At 54.5% G+C, this 22,879-nt stretch carries 17 protein-coding genes; 3 read left to right on the top strand and 14 right to left on the bottom strand.

Going from position 1 to position 22,879, the window contains the following annotated elements; translation table 11 throughout:
* Positions 1-33: 33 nt before the first annotated feature.
* The 5 genes from RAC60_RS04555 to RAC60_RS04575 form a co-directional block, all read right to left on the bottom strand.
* The gene (locus RAC60_RS04555; protein WP_033740203.1) at positions 34-1,266 is read right to left on the bottom strand and encodes an MFS transporter; all 1,233 of its coding nucleotides are present in this window, start codon (positions 1,264-1,266) and stop codon (positions 34-36) included.
* Between the two features lie 78 nt (positions 1,267-1,344).
* Positions 1,345-3,696: a GNAT family N-acetyltransferase gene (locus RAC60_RS04560; protein WP_058702087.1), complete on the bottom strand. Its 2,352-nt coding sequence runs from the start codon at positions 3,694-3,696 to the stop codon at positions 1,345-1,347.
* A 1-nt stretch (position 3,697) separates the two neighbouring features.
* Entirely contained in the window at positions 3,698-4,990 is a 1,293-nt protein-coding gene (locus RAC60_RS04565) for a lysine N(6)-hydroxylase/L-ornithine N(5)-oxygenase family protein (RefSeq protein ID WP_058702088.1), read from the bottom strand.
* 10 nt (positions 4,991-5,000) lie between these two features.
* A complete protein-coding gene (locus RAC60_RS04570) occupies positions 5,001-6,554 on the bottom strand; it encodes a pyridoxal phosphate-dependent decarboxylase family protein (protein WP_375092757.1) in 1,554 nt (517 codons plus the stop codon).
* Positions 6,555-6,994: 440 nt separating this feature from the next.
* Positions 6,995-8,581, bottom strand: a complete 1,587-nt coding sequence (locus RAC60_RS04575) for a methyl-accepting chemotaxis protein (protein ID WP_375092759.1) — start codon at positions 8,579-8,581, stop codon at positions 6,995-6,997.
* A 551-nt stretch (positions 8,582-9,132) separates the two neighbouring features.
* Here RAC60_RS04575 and deoR point away from each other — a divergent pair.
* On the top strand, positions 9,133-9,897 hold the full coding sequence (deoR, locus tag RAC60_RS04580; RefSeq protein WP_033740198.1) for a DNA-binding transcriptional repressor DeoR: 765 nt from the start codon (positions 9,133-9,135) through the stop codon (positions 9,895-9,897).
* Between the two features lie 197 nt (positions 9,898-10,094).
* Entirely contained in the window at positions 10,095-11,762 is a 1,668-nt protein-coding gene (gene ettA, locus RAC60_RS04585; RefSeq protein ID WP_006118292.1) for an energy-dependent translational throttle protein EttA, read from the top strand.
* A 36-nt stretch (positions 11,763-11,798) separates the two neighbouring features.
* Here ettA and RAC60_RS04590 read toward each other — a convergent pair whose 3' ends face one another.
* A complete protein-coding gene (locus RAC60_RS04590; RefSeq protein ID WP_033740197.1) occupies positions 11,799-12,695 on the bottom strand; it encodes a LysR family transcriptional regulator in 897 nt (298 codons plus the stop codon).
* Positions 12,696-12,791: 96 nt separating this feature from the next.
* Here RAC60_RS04590 and RAC60_RS04595 point away from each other — a divergent pair, with 96 nt between their 5' ends.
* A complete protein-coding gene (locus tag RAC60_RS04595; RefSeq protein ID WP_375092761.1) occupies positions 12,792-13,793 on the top strand; it encodes a zinc-binding alcohol dehydrogenase family protein in 1,002 nt (333 codons plus the stop codon).
* 43 nt (positions 13,794-13,836) lie between these two features.
* Here the strand turns inward: RAC60_RS04595 and RAC60_RS04600 are convergent, their stop codons facing one another.
* From RAC60_RS04600 to nadR, 8 genes are all read right to left on the bottom strand, one after another.
* A complete protein-coding gene (locus RAC60_RS04600; RefSeq protein ID WP_006118290.1) occupies positions 13,837-14,592 on the bottom strand; it encodes a molecular chaperone in 756 nt (251 codons plus the stop codon).
* Position 14,593: 1 nt separating this feature from the next.
* The gene (locus RAC60_RS04605) at positions 14,594-15,877 is read right to left on the bottom strand and encodes a fimbrial protein (RefSeq protein ID WP_058702092.1); all 1,284 of its coding nucleotides are present in this window, start codon (positions 15,875-15,877) and stop codon (positions 14,594-14,596) included.
* Between the two features lie 14 nt (positions 15,878-15,891).
* On the bottom strand, positions 15,892-18,414 hold the full coding sequence (locus RAC60_RS04610) for a fimbria/pilus outer membrane usher protein (protein WP_058702093.1): 2,523 nt from the start codon (positions 18,412-18,414) through the stop codon (positions 15,892-15,894).
* 5 nt (positions 18,415-18,419) lie between these two features.
* Positions 18,420-19,109, bottom strand: a complete 690-nt coding sequence (locus RAC60_RS04615) for a molecular chaperone (RefSeq protein ID WP_058702094.1) — start codon at positions 19,107-19,109, stop codon at positions 18,420-18,422.
* A 39-nt stretch (positions 19,110-19,148) separates the two neighbouring features.
* The gene (locus RAC60_RS04620) at positions 19,149-19,646 is read right to left on the bottom strand and encodes a fimbrial protein (protein WP_226374626.1); all 498 of its coding nucleotides are present in this window, start codon (positions 19,644-19,646) and stop codon (positions 19,149-19,151) included.
* 301 nt (positions 19,647-19,947) lie between these two features.
* Complete coding sequence (locus RAC60_RS04625) at positions 19,948-20,397, bottom strand: hypothetical protein (RefSeq protein ID WP_006121842.1); 450 nt, start codon at positions 20,395-20,397, stop codon at positions 19,948-19,950.
* A complete protein-coding gene (locus tag RAC60_RS04630; protein WP_375092763.1) occupies positions 20,397-21,314 on the bottom strand; it encodes a transcriptional regulator in 918 nt (305 codons plus the stop codon). Before RAC60_RS04630 ends, RAC60_RS04625 begins: the two co-directional genes overlap by 1 nt.
* A gap of 322 nt (positions 21,315-21,636) precedes the next feature.
* Positions 21,637-22,875, bottom strand: coding sequence for a multifunctional transcriptional regulator/nicotinamide-nucleotide adenylyltransferase/ribosylnicotinamide kinase NadR (gene nadR, locus RAC60_RS04635; RefSeq protein ID WP_375092765.1), 1,239 nt, complete (start codon positions 22,873-22,875; stop codon positions 21,637-21,639).
* Between the last annotated feature and the right edge of the window lie 4 nt (positions 22,876-22,879).

The raw sequence follows: 22,879 nt of genomic DNA on the forward strand, positions 1-22,879 counted from the left end.
GCCAGGGCGGCAATCCGTGCCGCCTGTCAGCGCTTATGCCACAGCGGCGCAATGTCGCCGCTGTTTTTCTCGCAGAAAAACACGTACTAACCACAGCCACAGCACACCACAGATCAGATTCAACAGGCTGAAGCCTGCGGTACCGCCATGAAAATAGGCCGCTTTGCCTGCCTCAATCCCAAAAGCAAAGACCACCATACTGACCATGCCCAGCATCGCTGCCACGCTGCCCTTCCCTGCCTGACTGGAAAATAACGTCAGTCGGTACAGTCCGGCATTGACCATCCCGCTGCCGAAGCCGTACAGGCTGAGGCCAGCAGTGAGCCCAATGTAGCTGTCCGCCTGCCATAACGTGCTCAGCGCAGCGATCAAAAGCCCTGTAACCACAGGCCAGGCCCCCAACCGTAACGGCTGCTCGACGGAGAGACGGCTGGCCAGTCGTCCCAGCGTGAGATTCCCGGCAATCATTGCCATAAAGACCGGCAGTTGAAGCAGTGCGTAATCCAGTCGGCTCAGGCCCAGACCGTGAATCAGGATAACAGGCGAAAGCGCGACCCATGTCAGGCAGGGAATCGTCACCAGGCCAATAGCCAGCGAACCGCACATCACCTGGCGGTCTTTTAGCAACGCATAATAGCCCGCCGCCAGCGACGGCAGCGATACGGAGGTGCGTCTGTCACCTGCGGTTTCCGGCATCGACAGGCCCAGGCCAATGAGCGACAGCGCGGCCAGAGCAGCGAAAAACAGAAACAGTGTGCGCCAGTCTGCGACGGCCAGAAACGCCGTACCCGCCAGCGGCCCGGCCAGCGGAGCCAGCAGCGCAACGTTCGCCATCAGCGCCATCATCTTTACGCTGAGTGCCTCGTCAAAAGCCTCCTGAATGGCGGCATAGCCCACCGCACCGATAAAGCACAGGCTGATGCCCTGCAGAAAGCGCAGCAGGATAAATGGCCCGATGCCCTGCACCCAGTGCGTCGCCAGACAGGTCAGCATAAAAAACGCAACACCGGTCAGCAGGACCGGACGGCGGCCCAGCTTGTCGGACAGCGGCCCCAGGAGCCACTGTAACAGCATCCCGCCCATCAGATAGGCGGTCAACGAGGTGGCCACCCACTCCGGGCCCACGTGAAAAGCCTGTGTGACCCGCAGCATGCCGGGCTGAATCATGTCATGGGCGAGATAGGTGGCAAACTCAAACAGCACCAGCGATAAAGGAAATAACAGATGTCGTCGCGTCAGGCGCGAGACAGGTTGAAAACGAGCCATCGTCAGTATTATCCAGTAAAACGAGAAAAACGCGGCCGCCAGGGCGACCGCGCTGATGGGAAGGCGGTGATGATCCCGTTAACGCCACCGGGCGACAGGATTCTCCAGCGTGCCGGCAAACTTGAGGTTTTCGGCAGGATCGGACAGGTTGATCATCTGCTGATTATTGGCCAGCTGCAGGCGGTTCAGACAGGAGCGGGTAAAGGTGGGCGCAAACATATCGTAGCGAGCAAATTTACTGGCCAGCTGCGGATGCGCCTGCTGATAATCCTTCACGCACTGTGCAACCAACTGCCAGAACTGACTCTCGGGCAGCGTGCCTGACTGGTGCAAAATCGCGCTGATAAAGCGGAAGATACAGTCAAAGACGTCGGTAAAAATCGACAACAGCTTCAGTTCTTCAGGCACGTCTACCGCCAGACGCTGGACGTTCTCCGGCAGTACCGCCTCCGGGTTCATGACGGCGATTTCTTCGCCAATGTCTTTCATGTAGGCGCTGACCGGCACATTGTTTTCCAGCAGCAGGATAAGGTTTTCGCCGTGGGGCATAAACACCAGATCGTGTTGATAGAAGCAGTGCAGCAGCGGACTGAGGTAACAGTTAAGGTAACGTTCAACCCACTGTGCCGCGGGGAGGCCTGAGTCGGCGATCAGTGCGGGCAGTAACGGCTGCTGATGGTGATCAACATGCAGGAACGCCGCCATGGTCATCAAGCGCTGGCCGGGCTGCAGATCAGGAACCGGATTATCGCGCCACAGGGCCGCAAACATTTTCTTATAGGCGGAATCGCCCTTAATGGCACGTTCGTAATGGCGGTTGTGATAGCCCACGGCGGCCACCTCGCGCAGGATGCGGAAGTTGCAGCGCTGAAGCCAGCTGTCGTTTGCCACCAGCGTTTCCAGCCATTCATTAATCGCAGGCGTGGTCGCCATATAGTACGGCGACAAGCCGCGCATAAAGCCCATGTTGAGCACCGACAGGGCGGTTTTCACATAGCGCTTGTGAGGCTGGCTGCGGTTAAAGAAGGTACGAATCGACTGCTGCGCCTGATACTGGTCATCACCGATGCCCAGATAAATAATGTCCCGACTGGCAATATCCGCCGCAAACACCGTCAGCAGCTTGTTCTGCCACTGCCACGGATGCACGGGCATAAAGATATAGTCCTCGGGTTCCACCCCGTGGCTTGTCAGCTGAGCCGCGAACCGATCCAGAATGGACTGCCCTAGCTCCTCCTGCAGCAACTGCGTATAGCTCAGCGCGCTGAGGCTGGAGAAATGTGCATGACGACGATGCACGGCTACCCAGATGAGATTTACCGGCGCGGCGGCCTCTGGAGCATAAGCCAGGTAATCCCGCGCATCGAAGCCGATGCGGCCGTTATTGGCGACGAAGCAGGGATGCCCTTCCGTCATGGAGGATTCCACGGTCTGGAAGTCCGCTTTTACCAGCGCCTGGCTGTCTGGATTCTGCTTCTGCAACTTAAATACGCTGCTGCATAAGGTGCTGCTGATCTCTTCCATGTAGGTGGCTAACAGCGCCTGAGGAATGCCGATCTGCGCATTAAACTCCTCAATAAACTGCAGCGCATCCAGCGGTAACGCCCGACCATTCTCCTGCTTTTCCAGTGAGGCAACGTCGATATCCCAGTGGTCCAGCGCCAGACGCTGAGCGGAAAAATGGTACTCTGCCTCGGCACCCGGCACGGCCAGGCGATAACGTCCTGGGTGCATTTCGTCGGGGACGATCAGCTTTTCATGCGCGAATTCGGCAATCGCTTTACGAATCAGTAAACGGTTAGCCTGCAGCCAGTGAGGTCCGGTGAGATGGGCACCGGTTAACAGTGAGGTGGCGTGATTCATTCGTGAGTCCTGCAGTAATGCCTGTTGATAATCGTCGCGCTGACAGAAGGCGAGCCAGGCGGTTTTGTGGCCCATATCAATGGTGTGCTGGTAGCGAAAACCCGCACGTTTGTTCAGGCGATGGATTTTGTCGTTGCGCACATCCGGTTCGACCACCACGCGACTGACCTCGGGGCGGCTGAACAGGTAGTCCATAACGGTGCTGAAGACCTGCCAGCTAAATTCCCTGACCGGGGTTTCCGCGGGCGCGATCAGAATATGCATGCCGTAGTCGTCCGGCTGAGCGGGATAGTATTTACCTACTTCATCCTCGCGGGCGCGATAGCATTCGACAAGGAAGGCCGGTTCACCATTGCAGCAGCCGATCAACGCCGCATGCGGATCCCTGGCCGTCAGCTGGTGGTAAAAGTCGGCGACCTGCTCTGGTGTGTCATTCTGCATTCCCCAGAAGCGGGCATAGTCGCGCGTCACCCAGCGATGAATCAGCGTGGCGTCAGCGGCCTGCATAGGGCGGAGGGTAAACTGGCCTGCCGGGCGGGCGGCAGTGAAAAGCGTTAACTGTGACATATTACGATTCCGATTGAGCCGGGAAAGTCTGGAAGGCAATCTGCCGTTCGACGGGATAGATCTCTTTGCCGGTGATTTCACGCAGCAGCACCGAATTGCGATAGCAGGCCATGCCCAGATCCGGTGTAACGAAGCCGTGCGTGTGCAGCTCCGCGTTCTGCACGAAGATCTGGTTGTGGCGATCAATGCTGTAGTTACGCTGAACGTCGTAACGGCCCTTCTCGTCCCAGCGCAGACGCTGGCTGATGCCTTCAATAAACATCGGCGGACGATACTGATAGCCCGTTGCCATCACCAGACCGTGCGTACGGCGGGTAAAGGCACAATCCTGCTCCTGCTGATGCAGCGCGAGCTCGAACTCTCCGTTGGGTAATGCGCGCATTCCGGTCAGTTCTGAATGGGTGAACAGATTAACGTTCAGCGCGCCATCCAGTTGCTTAACGTACATCAGATCGTAAATAGCGTTGATCAGCGTGCTGTTGATGCCTTTATAGAGATTTTTGTGGCGCGCATTCAGCGCATCGCGTTTCTCACCCGGCAGCGCGTGGAAATAGTCCACCCATTCTGGCGAGGTCATCTCCAGCGTCAGTTTGGTATATTCCAGCGGATAAAAGCGTGGCGCACGGGTTATCCAGTTCAGCTGATAGCCAAACCGATCGATCTCCGTAAGCAGATCGTAATAGATCTCTGCCGCGCTCTGCCCGCTACCCAGTACGGTAATGGACGGTTTTTTCTGCAAATCCGCCTTATTCGCCAGATACTGACTGGAGTGCGTAAAACGCGACCGGAATGGATGGCTGCAGGCAGGCAGCCAGGCTTCAGGACCGGTGCCCAACACCAGCCTGCGGGTCAGCCAGTCCTGCTGCTGCCCACTGACCGTATCGACTGCCCGCACGCGGTAGCACTGCAACGCTTCGTCGTAGCTCACATAGTCCACGCGCGTGTTCCAGCGCAGGTTACTCAGCTTTGAACAGGCCCACTGACAGTACTGGTTGTACTCTTTACGCATCAGGAAAAAGTCTTCGCGGATATAGAACGAATACAGTTTTCCTTTCTGCTTCATATAGTTCAGCAGACTGTAAGGACTGGTGGGATCGGCCAGCGTCACCAAATCGGCCATAAACGGCGTTTGCAGATGCGCACTTTCCAGCATCATGCCGGTATGCCAGTCAAAGCCCGGATTCTGATCCAGAAAGAGGCCATTCAGCCCTTCAATAGGTTCACTCAGACAGGCCAGGCTGAGATTGAAAGGACCGATGCCAATTCCGATAAAGTCATAAATGTTGTCGTTCATCGTACCGTTCTCACTGGTTAGCGGCTTGCAAAGTCAGGTCACGTGCCTGCTCCCGGCCGTAATGGACAATCAGGGCAATGACGTCTTCCATGTCAGCCACCGTAGTGGTGGGATTCAGCAGGGTAAATTTGAGGTACTGGTGACCCTCGACTTTCGTACCGGCGATCACCGCGTTACCCGAGCGGAACAGCGCCTTGCGGATACCGGCATTGATGGCATCCAGCTGTGCGGCCCGCATGTCAGGCCGGGGTACGAAACGGAAGATTTGTGTGGTCAGTTCAGGCGCATGCAGCACCTCAATGGACGGATGGGCTTTCAGCAACTGATGGGTTGCCTCGGTCAACGTCAGGATGGTATCGAATGCTTCCCCCAGCGCCGCCGGGCCCATGATGCGCAACGTCAGCCACATTTTCAGCGCGTCAAACCGGCGCGTCGTCTGAATACTTTTGTTGACCAGGTTTGGCGTCCCTTCCTGCTGGGCGCTGAGCGGATTGAGGTAATCGGCATGGTGCGTCACATGGCTGAGGTGCTGTTTATCGCGCACGAAAAACGCCCCGCAGCTGACGGTCTGGAAGAATGACTTGTGGTAATCCACCGTCACCGAGTCCGCTTTTTCGATACCACTGAGGCGCTGCCGCTGCGTTTCAGATACCAGCAGGCCACAGCCGTAAGCCGCATCAACATGCATCCAGATGCCGTACTGCTGACACAAATCCGCGATAGCGTTCAGCGGATCGATACTGCCAAAATCGGTGGTGCCACTGGTGGCCACGACGGCGATGGGAATCAGGCCCTGCGCATGGCAGTGCTCAATTTCGCGCTCAAGCTGTACGCTGTCCATGCGGTAGTGTTCGTCGTAATCCACGGAAATCACCGCATCGTAGCCCAGGCCAAGAATCGCCATCGACTTCTGAATACTGAAATGACTCAGTCGGGAGGTCAGCACGCGCCATTTCGCGGCCTCCGCCGGCAACCCTTTATGCTTGATCAGGTGACCCGGATGGTGCGTGGCGCACCAACTGTCCCGCGCCAGCAGCATCGCCATCAGGTTGGACTGCGTACCGCCACTGGTAAAGATGCCGTCTGCGCTCGCAGGCAGGCCGATGCGGCCCAGCGTCCAGTCAATGACCTTCTGCTCAATCAGCGTGCCGCCCGCGCTTTGATCCCAGGTATCGACGGAGCTGTTTACCGCCGCCATGATCTGCTCTGCCAGCAGCGAGGGCAGCACAACCGGGCAGTTAAGATGGGCGACATATTTGGGGTGGTGGAACCAGACGGCATCGCGCAGGTAAAGTGACCGCAGCTCTTCCAGCGCGGCTTCGTTGCTGCCCAGAGGCTGATCAAGGTCGACGGCGCTGAACGCCGGGGCCAGCTCATGGGGCAGGATTCCGCTGAACGGCTTCTCCACGCGCTGCACCGTGCTGCTGATCAGCGCCAGCGCCGCGTGCGTTTGCAGCTGCCACGCCGTAATCTGCGCCTCGTTAAAGATGACGTCCTGAGCCGCAGGAATATCTTCAGACAGATGTCGGCGCGGGACCGACAGAGTTTGCTTACGTAACACCATATCCTGTTCCTTTGTTTAAGACGTAAGTCGCCTGGCCGCCCCGGTAAAAGGGCAGCAGATCGTGCCAGACCGCACGTGTCAGTTCAGATTCGGTAATCTTTAGCCGGTACAGCTAACCCATCAGCCCTGAAAAATTGAGAATTTATGTTCGCAAAAATCCAAAAAACTACATTTTGTGTGGTTTATTTGTATTTACTGAGTGATTGTTAACGAAAATGACAACATAAATAATAATCATTATCATTCAATTTATGGAAGTGTAACCATTCTCATAAGTATGACTAATATCTATTTACGTGATCTTGATCACAAAAAGTAGGCGAAAGGAGCCGCCAGGCTGACAAAACAGGCTTCCCCACGGCCCTGATTCCGTAGGGAAGTGCTGTTTTCAAGATGTGAATACAGATGACGGGATGCAGAGGCTCAGCCCCGGCACGGTTCTACATTGCGGTCTGGGCATCAAGCCTGAATACACTGACGTTCTCAACCAGCGAGCTGACCTGCTGGTCTAATGCCCGTGCGGACTGGGCTGACTGCTGTGATAAGGTTGCGTTTTGCTGCGTCGCGGCATCCATATGCGTCACCGCCAAATTGACTTGTTCAATACCGGCACTCTGTTCAGCGCTGGCAGCAGAGATATTCTCCATGAGCGTACACAGCTGTTTTACGCTCTCAACGATCGCCTGCATGGATGCCCCCGCGCCTTTTACAAGTGAATTGCCTTGCGCAACCAGCGTCACCGATCGATCCGTGAGTCCCCGAATCTCGCGGGCCGCCGTAGCGGAACGCTGCGCCAGTGCACGGACCTCTGAAGCGACAACGGCAAAACCGCGTCCGTCGTTACCAGCACGGGCGGCTTCTACCGCCGCGTTAAGGGCCAAAATATTCGTCTGGAAAGCAATGCCGTCAATTACCGTAACGATGTCATTAATTTCGCGTGAAAACTGATGGATATCTTCCATGGCAATGACCACTTTTTCGACCACCTCACCGCCATCATCGGCGCGCTGGCGCGTATCACGTGCAATGATGCTGGCATGATGGGCATTTTCTGCATTGATTTTTACAACAGAGGTCAGTTGTTCCATTGACGCCGCCGTTTCTTCCAGCGCACTGGCTTGCGCTTCATTACGTGAAGAAAGCTCACGGCTGCCATGTGCCACCTGATCTGTCGTGGCCGCAATGCCCTCTGTTCCACCGCGAACACCGATCACAATGCGTGTCAGGCTCGTATTCATATCGCGCAGTGCGGCCATCAATTGTGCCGTTTCATCACGTCCGCTGACGCTAATACGGGCGCGCAGGTCACCCGCTGCTACCGTTTTGGCTATCGTGATTGCCTGTTTCAACGGTTGCGTAATGCTCTGGATAAGCCACCATGTAATTCCCGCGCCCACTAACAGGATGCATCCCATTGCGATCAGCAACAGCAGGCGCGTTTGTTGGTAATGCGCAAGGTTACTCGCATCAATGTCCCGATGCATTTCCTGCGCACGCGCTAAGGTCGACGTGACCAGCGCATCGATTTGCTGGGTGGGCGCACGATCAATGCCCGTTACCTGATGATCGACCCGCGCGGGGCTGCTGATGTCGTTGATAACATAGCTGTTCAGCGCCGTCAGGTACTGGCGTTCCAGCCCGGCATGCGCCGCGCGCGCCTGCTCAACCGGGGCAACTGGCAGGTTCAGCTTGGCCTGAATCTGACTGAGCCGGGTCAATAATTGCTGCGTTTTCTGGCTTTCATTCAAAAAGGCCGTTTTATATTTATCAAATGTATTTTGTCCTTGTGTCCCACGCAGCAGAATATTCTTCCACTCCTGCACTTGTATTTTGAACTGCACCTGCGCGCTGCGCGCAGTATCAATACTTTCTGCAATGAGCATCTCCTTTGCCATAACGGCCTGACTGTTCTCTAAAGCCTGTCCGTTAACACGTAATCCGTTCACCCCCATCAACAGGGTTGCAAGCAGCAGCAACGTGGCAAGAAAACCGAGTCTTTGACCAATTTTAAATCGATTGAGCTTCATAAAAACTGTTACCTGATGAATAAATAGGAGAACAAACGTGACTTTCGTCACATTGATTATCGTCCTGGCGGGTAGCAACCTTTATGGAGCCGGTTGAGGAAATAACGTGACACTTTTGTGACAGAAAGCCCCCAAATAGCGACATTTTTACCCATAATATCTTGCCTTGCGCTTTCACAGCCTGTGCGCTTTGACCTGTAGAGGAGGTTGCTCAGCGGGCATTGCCGGTGCGACCTGCGCACTGGCATATTGCGCTGCGGTATAAGCCGTCCGATATCGCGCAAAGACATTGTTAAAATTTCAACATCACACATCGGCTTATTGCAGGTTACAGTACGGTTCCCCGGTTGGCATGCCAGCGATTTACGGGATAATCGCTTTGCAGGTAAGATAAAAAACGGATGCGTCGAGCATGCAACGCCTTCTTTTTTTGCCTTTATCAAAGGTCACGAAGTGAAAACGGGCGAGTTGAACGCCCCCGTTACCGGCCACCTTCGCGGTGTAACAGACATATGACGTCCACCTCAAGGAATACAGGTTCAGAGATGACAATGGAAACCCGCCGCGACGAACGTCTGCGCAAACTAGCTCTGGCACTGAAGCGCACCGATAAACTTCACCTGAAGGATGCCGCCCGGTTGCTGGACGTCTCAGAGATGACGATTCGCCGGGATCTGAGCGAACCGACATCCAGCGTCGTCCTGCTCGGCGGCTATATCGTCAGCGATCCCAGAAGCCAACCCGGTCACTATTTTGTCTCCGATCAGCACGGCCAAAACGCCACCCGCAAACAGCAGCTGGCGCAGGCGGCGGCAGGTCTGATCGGGGAGAACGATACCGTCTTTTTCGACTGCGGGACGACCTTGCCCTATGTGGTGGATGCCATTCCGGATGCCCTGCCCTTCACCGCCATCTGCTGTGCCATGAATACCTTTCTGGCATTAAAAGAAAAGCCCGCCTGCCATGTCATCCTGAGCGGCGGTGAATTCCATGCGGATAACGCCTTATTCACGCCGGTGGGCGGACAGTGCATTCTGGATGACCTGTGCCCTGACCTGGCCTTTATTTCTGCGGCAGGCGTCAGCCACGATCAGGGCGCGACCTGTTATAACCTTAATGAACTGCCCATGAAACACCATGCCATGCGGCGCGCCCGCCAGCGGATTCTGGTGGCGGACAGCAGTAAATACGGGAAAGTGTTACCGGCCCGCATTGGCGCACTTTCACGCTTCGACCTGCTGGTCAGCGACAGCGCGCCAGATGCCACGCTGAGTCAGTGGTTAGCGCAACAGTCTATTCCCGTGCGCCTGCCCTGACTTCAGCCTGTCCACCGGCGTTCTGATGCGCGTTGCCCTGTGCCGTGTCGGTCTGACAACGGACATAAATCAAACAGTTATTCTGAACCCGCGGCCGCCATCGAATAATCCCGTCCCCTCGGCTGTGATTAGGCGGCGAAAAAGGCTAAACTTCGACATCATCCAAACGACAAACAGACCCAGAGGCTCAATACAACGTGGCTCAATTCGTCTATAGCATGCATCGCGTTGGCAAAGTGGTACCGCCAAAGCGTCATATTCTGAAAAACATCTCCCTCAGCTTCTTCCCCGGTGCGAAAATTGGCGTACTCGGCCTGAACGGTGCCGGTAAATCGACGCTGCTGCGCATCATGGCAGGCATCGATAAAGACATCGAAGGGGAAGCCCGTCCACAGCCCGGTATCAAAATTGGTTACCTGCCGCAGGAACCGCAGCTCAACCTTGAGCACACCGTGCGTGAATCCGTTGAAGAAGCGCTGTCGGAAGTGGTTGGCGCGCTGAAACGCCTTGATGAGGTTTATGCGCTTTACGCCGAAGAAGATGCGGATTTTGACAAGCTGGCAGCTGAGCAGGGACGTCTGGAAGAGATCATTCAGGCCCACGACGGCCATAACCTGAACACACAGCTGGAACGTGCCGCCGATGCGCTGCGCCTGCCAGACTGGGACGCCAAAATCGCGAACCTGTCCGGTGGTGAACGCCGCCGTGTTGCGCTGTGCCGCCTGCTGCTGGAAAAGCCAGACATGCTGCTGCTGGACGAACCGACGAACCACCTGGACGCCGAATCGGTCGCCTGGCTGGAACGCTTCCTGCATGACTTCGAAGGCACCGTGGTCGCGATTACCCACGACCGATACTTCCTGGATAACGTCGCCGGCTGGATCCTGGAACTCGACCGTGGTGAGGGGATTCCGTGGGAAGGTAACTACTCTTCATGGCTGGAGCAGAAAGATGCCCGTCTGGCACAGGAAGCCTCGACTGAAGCGGCCCGTCGTAAATCTATCGAGAAAGAGCTGGAGTGGGTACGTAAAGGGCCAAAAGGCCAGCAGTCTAAAGGCAAAGCCCGTCTGGCACGCTTTGAAGAGCTGAACAATACCGACTACCAGAAACGTAACGAAACCAACGAACTGTTTATTCCGCCGGGTGCCCGCCTGGGTGATAAGGTGCTGGAAGTCAGCCACCTGCGTAAATCCTACGGTGACCGCGTGCTGATTGACGATCTGTCGTTCTCGGTACCGAAAGGTGCCATCGTCGGCATCATCGGTCCGAACGGGGCCGGTAAATCCACGCTGTTCCGCATGATGTCCGGTCAGGAACAACCGGATTCCGGAGAGATCGTGCTGGGTGAAACCGTGAAGCTGGCCTCTGTCGATCAGTTCCGTGACAGCATGGATAACGCCAAAACCGTGTGGGAAGAAGTCTCCGGCGGCCAGGACATCATGCGTATCGGCAACACGGAAATGCCAAGCCGCGCCTATGTCGGGCGCTTTAACTTTAAAGGCGTCGATCAGGGCAAACGCGTCGGTGAGTTATCCGGTGGTGAGCGGGGCCGCCTGCATCTGGCAAAACTGCTGCAGGTTGGCGGCAACATGCTGCTGCTCGATGAACCGACCAACGACCTGGACATTGAAACCCTGCGCGCGCTGGAAAACGCCCTGCTTGAATTCCCTGGCTGTGCCATGGTGATCTCGCATGACCGTTGGTTCCTTGACCGCATCGCGACGCACATTCTGGACTACCAGGATGAAGGGAAGATCGAGTTCTTCGAAGGTAACTTTACCGAATACGAAGAGTACAAGAAACGCACGCTGGGCGCGGATGCGCTGGAGCCGAAGCGCATCAAGTACAAGCGTATTGCCAAATGATTCAGGGGCGGCAGCAATGCCGCCCTTTTCTTTTCCTCAGCGGTAAAAGTCGCGAAATACCGACGACTGCAACGCAAATTCAATAAACCTCATCAACGCGGGCGAATTCAGTTTACGACTGGGATAGACCAGCCACAGCTCGTTTCCCTCAACCGTCCATTCCGGTAACACCTGCACCAGGCGCGCATCGCGCATCTCCCCGTCCGTTAAGAAACGCGGCAGTAGCGTAATGCCGGCATGCCCCAGCGCCGATTCGCGGGCATAGAGCAAATTGTCGGTCAGGTGCGCGGGCGGCAGCAGCCAGCGATGATACTGACTGTCGCGTTTAAGCACCCACTCGTTCCAGGCGCGGTGCGCGATACAGCGATGTTCAGCCAGCTGCTGCGGATGAGTAACCGGCGGATGCTGATCGAGATAAGTCTGCGAGGCCACCAGCAATCGCTCGCAGTAGCCGACACGCCGCCCAATCAGAGACGATTCCTGTGGCTGGCCGGTGCGTAAGGCAAGATCAAAGCCATCCTGTACCAGGTCGCGAATCTCGTCTGAAACGGAAATGTCCAGCGTGACATCAGGATAACGCCGTAAAAACGCGGCGTTACAGCGCGCCAGTAGGGTTGCCCCAATGCCCGCCGGACTGGTGATGCGCAGGCGACCGCTGGGATTTTCCCGCAGGTTGGCAATCGCCTGTTCGGCGCGTTCGCTGGCCTGCATCATCTCCTGACAGTGCAGCAGATAACGCTCCCCGGCAAAGGTCAGGTTAAGCTGGCGCGTCGTTCGGTTTAACAGCCGGATGCCCAGCCGCTGCTCAAGCTGGCTGATACGTTGACTGACGCTGGATTTGGGCAAACCTGCCCGCTCTGCCGCAGCGGTAAAGCTGCCGCACTCCGCCACCAGCGCAAACAGCGCCATATCCTGCCACTCACGAAACGCCATTGTTCACCTCAGACGAACACTCTAATAACTATTGTCCATCTTATCAGCCTGGCGGTGGGGTTCTACACTTGAAGAAACACTACAGGAGAATAAATTATGTCTGTCCGCGCGATTGCTGTTGATCCCGAAAACCCAAAAAACTTCACCGAAATTTTCCCGGAAACGCCTGTACCCGGCGAGTATGACCTGCGTGTCCAGGTAAAAGCCGCCTCGGTCAACCCGGTGGATACCAAGGTGCATAAAGGCGCGATCAAAAATGGTTTGCAGGTACCGCGTATCCTCGGCTGGGATGCCAGCGGCGTGGTGCTGGAAACCGGCAGCAAAGTCACGGGCTTCAAGCCCGGGGATGAAGTGTACTATGCAGGCGATATTACCCGCCCGGGCAGTAACAGCACCGAACAGTTAGTCGATTCCCGTATCACTGGCCATAAGCCGAAAACGCTCGACTGGGCGGCCTCTGCGGCGATTCCTTTAACGGCGCTTACCGCCTGGGAAGGTTTGTTCGAGCGACTGGATATGGCAGCCGCGCGTGACGATCAAACGCTGCTGATCGTTGGCGGCGCAGGCGGTGTAGGCTCTCTGGCGATTCCGCTGGCGAAAATGCGCAGTAAGGCGAAAGTGATTGCCACCGCGTCACGGGAAGACTCTGCCCAGTGGTGCCGCGATCGCGGGGCCGACCTGGTGATCAACTATAAAGACATGCCCGCTGAGCTGGAAAAGCACGGCATTAAGCAGGTCGACTACATTTTCTGCCTTAACGACACTGACGGCCACTGGGAAACCATGAGCCAGCTCATCGCGCCCCAGGGTCATATCTGCACCATCGTCGAGAACGAACATCCGCTGTCAATGGATCAACTGAAGCTTAAGAGCGCCTCGCTGCACTTTGAGTTTATGTACACTCGCAGCATGTTCACCACGCCGGATATGGCGCAACAGGTTGAGATTCTGAATAGCGTTGCCCGCCTGTTAGATGACGGAAAGCTGCAAACCACCCTGAGTGAAACCCTGCACGGGTTAAGTGTGGAAACCCTGGAAGCGGCCCACCAGCGTGTACTGGAAGGCCATATGCGCGGCAAAGTGGTCATGGTTTACTGATCACCTGCGGATGCCGGTCCGTGCGGCATCCGCTCGGCCCGTTTCACGGGGCTTCCTCGGAGGGAGCCACAGGCGCGGTAAAAGCCTGCGGGTTCCCCTCATCGTCCAGCGCCGTGTAATCAACAAGGATCTGGCTCGCCGCGGAAGGCGACGCGTTTCCCATCAGGGGATACTCTTTGCTGGAAAAAGGCGCGAGCGTTTTATCCCCGTCCAGATAAACGGTGTAGCCTTTTCCGCCTGCCCGCACGGTCATTTTGCCCGGCGTGAAAAAGTAGCCACTACGGTTGGTGGCACGAATGAAAACCTGCCCCTGCATTTTCCTGACCTGAAAGGTGACGGCGTTCACACGTGCCGTAAACGGTATCGCCTTCTTAAACGGTCTGTTGATCACTTTAAGTTGGGTATTCAGCGCCATGCTGATCTTATCGCTGCCCGGCTGTATCGTTCCTTTTTTTACGGCGCTGATTTCGTACAGATTGAGCCAGTAAAGGGATTCTCGATCCTGTGGCAGCGTTGCGGCCAGCTCAGTGCGTAAAACGGTAATCTGTTTTTTTTCATCTTTGTTCAGCGTAAAAACGCCGGGAAGCGCGACAAAAGGAAAGGCTTTACTGCCCGGCGATTTTTCCGGTGCGCCGCTGTCGACCCAGGTCTGGATCAGCACGGGTGCGTCGCCGCTGTTAACCAGCAGTAACGGGGTTTGCACCTCGCCGGGATGGAAGATCAGTCGGCTTTGCTGCGGAATTACCGCGGCCTGAGCGTTAATCACGATACACATCCATAACCAAAGAAACGTTTTCATCTTATTGCAGCCGAATGAGGATAGATGCGGTTGCATCAACATGGCCCGCCGTCACCGTTTTACCCGGGAGCTTTGCTAGACGGGCGTTGAAAGTACGCTGATACAGTTTCTCGTCATTCTGCTGGCTGCCGCTGATCACCTGCGCGTCCTCCAGCACCGGTCGCCAGCCCGCACTCCCGCTGAAGCTGCTCCAGCTTAAAAAGGAGACGGGCTGGCCACCTGACGTTTCCAGCTGAATGCCCACGCCTTTCGCCAGCGACGGTAAACTGTCGTAATGATCGGACACCAGGTAGCGCGAAAGACCGTCTCCCGTCGTCAGTCCCAACTGCTGCGCCTGCAGCCACGCGGCGTAGCTCGGTTGAAACCCCAGAGACAGCTGACCCGACTGAACGCCAGAGAGGTTTTCGGTTCCGTTCGCACAGGCCAGCGTAATGCTGAGCGGCGCCGTCACCGCCTGGCCTTCATTGAGCGCATTGATGCTGATGCCGGGGAAAAGGACGTTTGCGGTATAATTCTCCACCCGGCAGCCCTGGGTCATATTTTGCGTCAGAGTGGCGACCGGCGCGGTATTCATCCCAAAGGCCATGTAACGTCCGGTTCCCCAGGTTTCAAAATGGTTCCAGCTGTCCTGACCCGCTTCGGGCACATTCATCCCCGGCCCCATAAACACCACATAGCCATTGGGCTGGTTGCAACTGTAGGAGCCAGTGTAATTATCAGCCGCCGCCCAGAGGCAGCCCCACGACGCGTAACCCGGCGTGCGGTTGTTTCTGTCGGTACGAATGAGCTCCGCGCTGATGGGGCTGAAGTCGCGTCCCCGGATCAGGATTTTATTTCCCTGTATTTCATACTGGGTGAGCGGTACTTTTTGCCAGATACGGGTAAAGGGCCTGCCACTGCGCACGTGAACCAGTTTTAACGCGGTATAGGGAAAGTAGGTCTGGAAATAACTGTCCCCCATGTCCCAGGCGCCGCCAACGTTACTGTCGCCATTGGTGGCGAAGACCTCATACAGCTGATCTTTATCGGCAAGATCACACTGGTACAACACACGGTCGGGATTGCTGTTATTGACAGCCGGTACGACCCGAAACACCGAGCGAGCCAGCACCGTGCCGGCCGGCTGATAACGCAGATTCATTAATGCGATATTGCCGAAGTTAAGTGGCGCACCGCAGGCATCACAGCCCTGATCGACCGGGTTTACCCGGGTGCAGGTCGCGTAAGCCGGGAGCCATGCGGTCAAAAAAAAGAATGTCATTACCGCTAAAACGCGTTTCATCATTAACACCTTAGAATCTAAAAACGACAGACGGCATCCGCGTAGGTCATCACCGCGTCAGGTTCAGGTTGAGGAATGTGGTAATCCATCACACAGGACGATTGCGCATCGTCACCCCAGACGGCTTTCAGTCGGCCCTGGGTTTTCGCCACACGTAACCAGGCATTGCCGCCCTGGCCAAACGTGCCCACGCGCTTGCCCGTCTCATCCAGCAGATCCGCGCCCACAGGCACCATAGCATCGCGATTCGTGCGGGTTTTCAGCATCAGGGGATAACCGCGTAAGGTTCTGAACGACACCTTCACCATCGCACCGGCATAAGGCGCGACACTTTTTTCGCTGTCCTGAATTTCCACATGACCGTCGCTGCCGCTGGCACCCAGCGTAATGGTGTTGTAGTGATACGGGTTGAGCGAAGGGACCAGCGCATAGCCAAAGCGATCGATTTCACTGCCCTGGCTGTTCAGGATCCGTGCGCCCCTGGCCCCTTTCGCCTCGACGAGGGCGAAGGTATCGCCCAGATAATGGCCTAACGTCACACCACCGCTGTGGATCACCGCCGCCCCCATGGCGTTAACGGACATCTGATTAAACCGTGAAGAGGTCGAGGCAGTACCGGTCACGCTGGCCTCAGAAAAGGTTTTGCCCAGGCTGCCGCTTACTGTCGTGTCACGCTGCTGCTGATCGCGATTCACATTCAGGCTGTAGCTGGTGCCGCTCTCACCACTCAGCCCGCTGAGCGACGCTGTGTAATTACTGCCGTTCTGGCTTCCACGGGATCCCCCCAGAGCCAGGTAAGGTGAAGTGGCGTCCGTGCCCAGCGGCACAGAGACACTGACCTGTAACTGGGTATCTTTATAAAACGTCTCGTCTGCGTACTGAGCCATGACAGCTCTGCGCGGATCGGTGGCATAGGCTCTGCGCGAATACTGGCGGGACAGGGAAATATTCAGTGCGATGTTTTTGGGCAGCACCGTGCCATAACCGACCTGAAACTGTGTCGTCCGTGAGCGACCGTCATAGTAATTTTGCTTCGAGCCGGAGAGATAGATGTTGCCCCACTGCCCCAGCGTCTGATTCAGGGTCATCTGCAGGCGGGTACGCTGCATATATTCGCTGGTAATACTGTTGCGGCCCGGCGTTTCCGCATTATTCAGTGCAATCACGTCGTTGAGATCGCGGTAACCCTGGGTGGAATACTGGTAGCCCGCAAACGTCAGAGTGGTATTCGTGGGCTGAAAGGTCCGGCTGTAACTCAGTGCGTAACGCCATCCCTGGGTCGACTCACCGCCGTTCAGAACCGCGCTGGAATACGCGCTGTTAAATCCCACGGCCCCTATGTCTGAAGCCCAGACGCCGCCAGCCAGCACGGCATGATAGCGTTCGCCCAGCCTGACGCCGCCGTTCAGCGTAATGGCATTGCTCAGGCCGTGCCTGACGGTTAACTCAGTAAAGGTGTTGGCTTTGCTGTAATCCCTGACTTTACCGGCGGCAAAGTTGTAGTCTGTCCGGCCTGGACGCAGCGACTGCGGTAAGACCGCATACGGCACGCTAAAACGATGCAGGCTGCCGTCAGACTCCTGAACCTCCACGCTGAGATCGCCGCCATAGCTCACCGGGCTCAGGTCATTGATCGTAAACGGCCCTGGCGGCACGGTTGTCTGATATATCCGTTGCTTGCCCTGCCAGACCGTCACGCGGGCATTGCTGTTTGCCACGCCGCGCACCAGCGGTGCATAACCCCGAACAGAATCCGGCAGCATACGATCATCAGAGTCCAGACTGACCCCGTTGAAACTGACCGCCGTAAACAGATCGCCGTTACTGAAAAGCTCGCCTATGCCCGCCTCACTTCGCAATGACGGCAGCGCACGTTGTACCCAGGCCCTGGCGCTTTGCCAGCGATTGCCGACCTCGTCATGCGTAAAGTTTCCCTGTTGACGAAAACGCCACATGCCGACATTGATGCCACTGTTAATACCCAGATACGTGGATTCGAAACGCTGCGCATTTTTATAATCGGAATAGAACTGGTTCAGATTGTAATTCACGAACCCCATGGTCGTGCCCGCCGTCAGGTTTTCGGGCGCGATATAGCCGACGGGCCGCTGAACCCGCATCGCCTGTGGGACGGTAACGTCTACACGCAGGCTGCCCGTATTCACGTTAACTGACGCGCCCGTCAAAAGCGCATCGGGCCTGGCACAGTCTTTCGCCTTGAGCGCAGTGAGATAGTGGGCTTTGACGCCGAAGGCCTGATAAAAGGACAACGGCAGGCATACCGAAAGCGCTCTGCCCGCACGAACGATATCAACCGACGTGGACTGTTGAAATTTACCGTTGAGATAAAGATCGACATCATAGCGGCCGGGCTGGAACCAGGCGTCCTGCACATTGTCAGGCATCGCAATCTGTCCAGGCAGCATTTCGCGCACTAAAGCAGGATCAAACAGATAGTCATCCTGACCTTCAGCCGCCTGACCGCCCCGGAGGAAAAGCAGACTCAAAGCGAACAATAAGAATAATGAGACTATATTCATTTCTGCTACTTTTCGTTCACGTTTATTCTTTCGTCGGCACCAAAATCATTAATAAGAACGGCGTTAAGCGTATATCCCTGAAGGGATGACTGGCCTTTTAACGTAATACGCTGCTCACTAAACGGTGCCAGCGTCACGGCTTCATGCCAGGGAACACGGTTATTTCCTTTGACCAACGCAAAAGATCGAATATTGGCGTAAAAGGGCGAGGCATTGCGGAAGACGATGTCATGTCCCTGAATATGGTATGAGAGCGCATTCTTCAGGTTATCCATGGAAAAATTCAGTCCATTTGGGCGAACGATAACCTTTACTCTGTTCTTAATAATCAAATAGAGTTTATTCTTATCCTCCAGCCCTTTTTTTAACGAGGGGATCTCGGTGTAATCCATATAAAACAGTGACTCTCTGTCCTGAGGAAGATTATTCTCCGTCACGTTGAGCTTTACCGTTTGGCCGGCTTCAGGAGCAATCCTGAATATTTGCGGCAACGCCACAAAAGGGGGGACAGAATGATTATTGAGATTGATCGCCTGAATCTGAATCAGCGCTGGCTGATCGCCAGTATTCGTAAACTGAAGCGTTTTTTCTTTTTTCGCACCCTCTACAATGACGCGCGTGCCATTTAATACGACGCTTGCCTGACAAAACATGGCTGAAAAGGCCAGAAAAAGAAGAACAAGAGACTTCAACACAGGGTTCTCCTGCCCCCTTAAAATAAGGGGGCCTGATGATTAGGGATAGCTGACAGAATATTGAACGCTACTTAAAACCGTACCGGCGCCCGCCTTTCCAGAGTCGCTGTAATAGACGACTGAAAAGTTTTGCGATGCGCTGGTGCTTCCGCTTTCCAGCGTCATACCGGTGACCCTGGCCGTCCCACCCGACAAATCTATCGCGTTGTCGTTACTGTCCAGTAAACGCAGCGCCACGTTTTCGGCGGTGCCGGTATTGAGTAAATCGCCGGTGGGTGAAATATTATTGCCAGCCAGATTAATTGCCATTGCCTGTGTTGATCCGGCGTCCGGTGCGACGCAACCGGTTAAGTTAATCGTAAAAGGTGTTTTACCGGCGGTTGATTTTGCTGTACTCAGCTCGGCCGTTGAAACGGTCGGCAGCAAAATAATCGGGCTGCCGGTTGCATCATTAACATTGACGTTACAGGTTTGTGCATTGACCTCGCCCTGAAAGCGAATTGTATTTTCTGAGGCTGCAAAAACATGGCAAGACATTAAACTCGCACTCCATACAACAAGCGTCATGCAGCGTGAAAAAGAGCTGGCTTTCATTGATTCCCTCTTATGCTTTTTGATGAATAAAGATGCGCATTGGCGGCGAGGATCATAAGGCGCACGGCAGGGGAACGGTGTGTGAAGTGTTCTGAGCTTATGTGAAGGAATGCACCATCAAATAGAAAGATATTTAAATTCAATTAGATGGTGTTAATCCTCTGTTACTGAAATGAGAGTCCCCTTAAGATAACCACAGGCCGGGAACCCACAAAGAACGTTAACGATCGCCACGTTTTATGGTTTATTTTTCGCAGAGGTAAAGCGGAACAGGGCCCGAATAAAATGTCCAGGTGTCAATACCCGTCCTTTTGATGACAAAGGGAAACGTCGCCCCCACGTTAATAAAAAATGCCGGCAGCCACTTTTGCTGTTCCTGCTGGGACATTTGATTATCCGGGGACGATTCGATTAATGTTGACCGGGCAAGGTACAGATCGCCCTCGCGCTGATAAGTAAACCGGATAATTTTGCTCAGACGAGTAACGTTATTATCGTGATCGGTGAGTCGGCCGGTGATGGCGATAACACCGTGACCCTCTCGCATATCATGAGAGGTGATGACGGAAAATGTCTCACCATTTCTGATGTAATTACTGTTTGCAATACAATGGACAGAATCCTGTCTGAATAAAAACACGACAATGCCTGCTGCTGTCATCACGATTACAGCCAACAGAAAGGTTAACTTCACTACTTACTCCTTATATAATAATACGAAATACAGTCGGGGGAACCGAAAAACGAGAGTGCATTTTTACATTGCAGTACCGAAATGCGTTCACCATTGGTAAATGCCGTGATATAAATCTTTCGTCGTTCTGTACAACTGACTTTACTGTCAACGGCGATGCGCGCGACCAGGCCATTACCGGCTTTTTCATTGGCGTATATTTCACATCCATTCATATCAAACCGTTTAATAAAAATCATCTCGTTGCGGTGAAGTGAAAAGGTCATGATGGCAAAACCACAAACCAGTATCGTCATCACCGCCAGTCCCGTGATAAAAAGATGCCGTGTCGAAATAGCATAGCGATAAGCGCCTTTGCTGACAGTGAATTCAGCAGGATCAGGACGGCTGATGGGCTGTTGAGATTCTGGCTCAGAATACGGTGCGTTCTTAATAAGGTTTTCTGAAATATCCTCATCATCCTGAATAACGGATTCCGTTGTATCGCACGCACTCGCCTCTTCACCGGACGTAGCGAAGGGCGGAATATTCTGTTCGTCTTTCTGGTCGTTTTTTCCTGCCCCAGCGTCCTCATCAGCAGGCGCAATTGTCGACTCCTCAATAAGAATCGCATTTGCCAGCATGAAGCCACGGCGTGGAATGGTCCTGATCACATCCTGACGGATATTGCATGCCAACAGCGCTTTTCTGATGAGCGAAATACTTTGATATAACGCATTGGCACTGACCTCCATCCCAAACCGTCGCCAGGCATACTGATAAAACGCCTCATGATCGACAATTTCGCCCTGCCGCGCGATCAGCAATTCAAAACAATATGAGACTGAAGAATGCAGCTTCAGCGTCTGATTATTACCAACAATTTCCCTTTTCCCAGGATAAAAAACCACTTCATTACCAATACTTATCTTTTTCATATTATTAAATCCGGATATATCCTTATTTCTGTCTTATGAATGCTCCCTTAATATAAGCCAGTAAATAATATTGAACTTACATTTAACATAAACAAACAGAAGAAATAAAATAATTTCAGACTTTAAATACGAAATAATGTTACTCAGGAATTCAAAATTCTTTATTTTGTTTGTGTATGTTACGTACGTTATTTGGAGGGCGCGGTATTTCGCAAAGCATTATTTTTTGTAAACAAAAAGGCGGGAAAATAACAGGGGCAGAAAACAGGACGTGAGGAGCGGCAGGGTGTCCCCTCACCGCCCCGGCGTGCAGGCAAACATCTCAAAGGGCGCTTTGTTCGCCCAGCATACCGTTCACCAGTTCAATACAGCGCAGGAAGCGCGCGTCATAATCTTCTTCCTGCACATGAACGAAGTCGATGTTGTTTTCACCTAACATCGCTATCAACATGCTCTGGAACTCGCGGCGATCTACAGAGCTGCCCAGGCTGCGTAACCCGTCCGCTACCCAGGGTACGTTGTTTTCCAGCAGGATCACCAGATCGAAGCGATACTCGTCAATCATGGCCTGAACAAACGGATGCTCACGGCCTTCATACTTTTTACAAAATGCCTGGGTCGTGACGAAATCGGTATCAATAAATGCCACTTTATTGGCATATTTCACCGCAAAATCGATGTACTGTGCATGGCCCAGCGCGATCTTGTCGTAGTCTGAATACTGAAGCGCCATCTCATCGCCGCCCAGATGTGAAAAGACATAGTCGCGGCCATATTCCCAGGCGCTGGACGTGTTAAAGATGTTCGCCAGCTTATTCACCAGCATCGATTTCCCACTCGACTCACCGCCCAGAATGGCCACGGTGCGCACAAAGAAGGGCTTCACTTCGGTGGGGATGTAATCCCAGAAGCGGAAAGGATCCTGACGAATCTGCGTGCCGCTGATATTCATAAACGATCGGTTCGGATCAATCAGTATGGTTTGAATGCCCAGATGCTGTTGATACATCTCAGCATCAGGTGCCTCACTGGTATAGACGCAGTCTGCCGCAATCCCCTGCTCTTCCAGAAAGATCTTTACCCCTGCGCTCCACACATCCCAGCCATGAGGATAGGGCTCAATCCCCTCTTCATCGAAGGCGTGAATGCGAATATTTTTCTGGTACTTAAAGGTTTGCAGTAACCAACGCAGACGATCACTGACGGTGGGCTGCTGCGACATGGCGCTGTTTTCAAACAGGCTCAGATCGCGCGGCTCGTCGTAGCCCATGATGATATGCAGCTCATCGACCTGACTACAGGCGCGCTGAATCAGATAGATATGACCAGTATGGAGCGGATAAAACTTGCCAAAAATCACCCCTATTTTTTTATCGCGACGGGGGAATTCCAGGCCGAGAAAACGGTGCAGTGCCTCCAGCTTTTGCGCGCTGGGGCTTTTAATTTTCGCGTTAAGCAGTTGGCTTAAATACCCTTTGGTCATGCCACTGGCATCGGCCACCTGTTGAAGCGTGTGGCCCTGCTGGCGAATCGCCGTTTTTAAATAATCAAACGCCGACATGTGG

It is taken from the genome of Pantoea sp. BR_17 (assembly GCF_041955125.1).
Taxonomy (GTDB): Bacteria; Pseudomonadota; Gammaproteobacteria; order Enterobacterales; family Enterobacteriaceae; genus Pantoea; species Pantoea stewartii.

What these genes read in the sequence shown, in the direction of transcription:
- RAC60_RS04630 (WP_375092763.1), bottom strand. Translation starts at nt 21,314, where the DNA reads ATGAAAAAGATAAGTATTGGTAATGAAGTGGTTTTTTATCCTGGGAAA.
- RAC60_RS04620 (WP_226374626.1), bottom strand. Translation starts at nt 19,646, where the DNA reads ATGTCTTGCCATGTTTTTGCAGCCTCAGAAAATACAATTCGCTTTCAG.
- deoR (WP_033740198.1), top strand. Translation starts at nt 9,133, where the DNA reads ATGGAAACCCGCCGCGACGAACGTCTGCGCAAACTAGCTCTGGCACTG.
- RAC60_RS04590 (WP_033740197.1), bottom strand. Translation starts at nt 12,695, where the DNA reads ATGGCGTTTCGTGAGTGGCAGGATATGGCGCTGTTTGCGCTGGTGGCG.
- RAC60_RS04560 (WP_058702087.1), bottom strand. Translation starts at nt 3,696, where the DNA reads ATGTCACAGTTAACGCTTTTCACTGCCGCCCGCCCGGCAGGCCAGTTT.
- RAC60_RS04610 (WP_058702093.1), bottom strand. Translation starts at nt 18,414, where the DNA reads ATGAATATAGTCTCATTATTCTTATTGTTCGCTTTGAGTCTGCTTTTC.
- RAC60_RS04595 (WP_375092761.1), top strand. Translation starts at nt 12,792, where the DNA reads ATGTCTGTCCGCGCGATTGCTGTTGATCCCGAAAACCCAAAAAACTTC.
- RAC60_RS04600 (WP_006118290.1), bottom strand. Translation starts at nt 14,592, where the DNA reads ATGAAAACGTTTCTTTGGTTATGGATGTGTATCGTGATTAACGCTCAG.
- RAC60_RS04570 (WP_375092757.1), bottom strand. Translation starts at nt 6,554, where the DNA reads ATGGTGTTACGTAAGCAAACTCTGTCGGTCCCGCGCCGACATCTGTCT.
- RAC60_RS04555 (WP_033740203.1), bottom strand. Translation starts at nt 1,266, where the DNA reads ATGGCTCGTTTTCAACCTGTCTCGCGCCTGACGCGACGACATCTGTTA.
- RAC60_RS04565 (WP_058702088.1), bottom strand. Translation starts at nt 4,990, where the DNA reads ATGAACGACAACATTTATGACTTTATCGGAATTGGCATCGGTCCTTTC.
- nadR (WP_375092765.1), bottom strand. Translation starts at nt 22,875, where the DNA reads ATGTCGGCGTTTGATTATTTAAAAACGGCGATTCGCCAGCAGGGCCAC.
- RAC60_RS04605 (WP_058702092.1), bottom strand. Translation starts at nt 15,877, where the DNA reads ATGATGAAACGCGTTTTAGCGGTAATGACATTCTTTTTTTTGACCGCA.
- RAC60_RS04575 (WP_375092759.1), bottom strand. Translation starts at nt 8,581, where the DNA reads ATGAAGCTCAATCGATTTAAAATTGGTCAAAGACTCGGTTTTCTTGCC.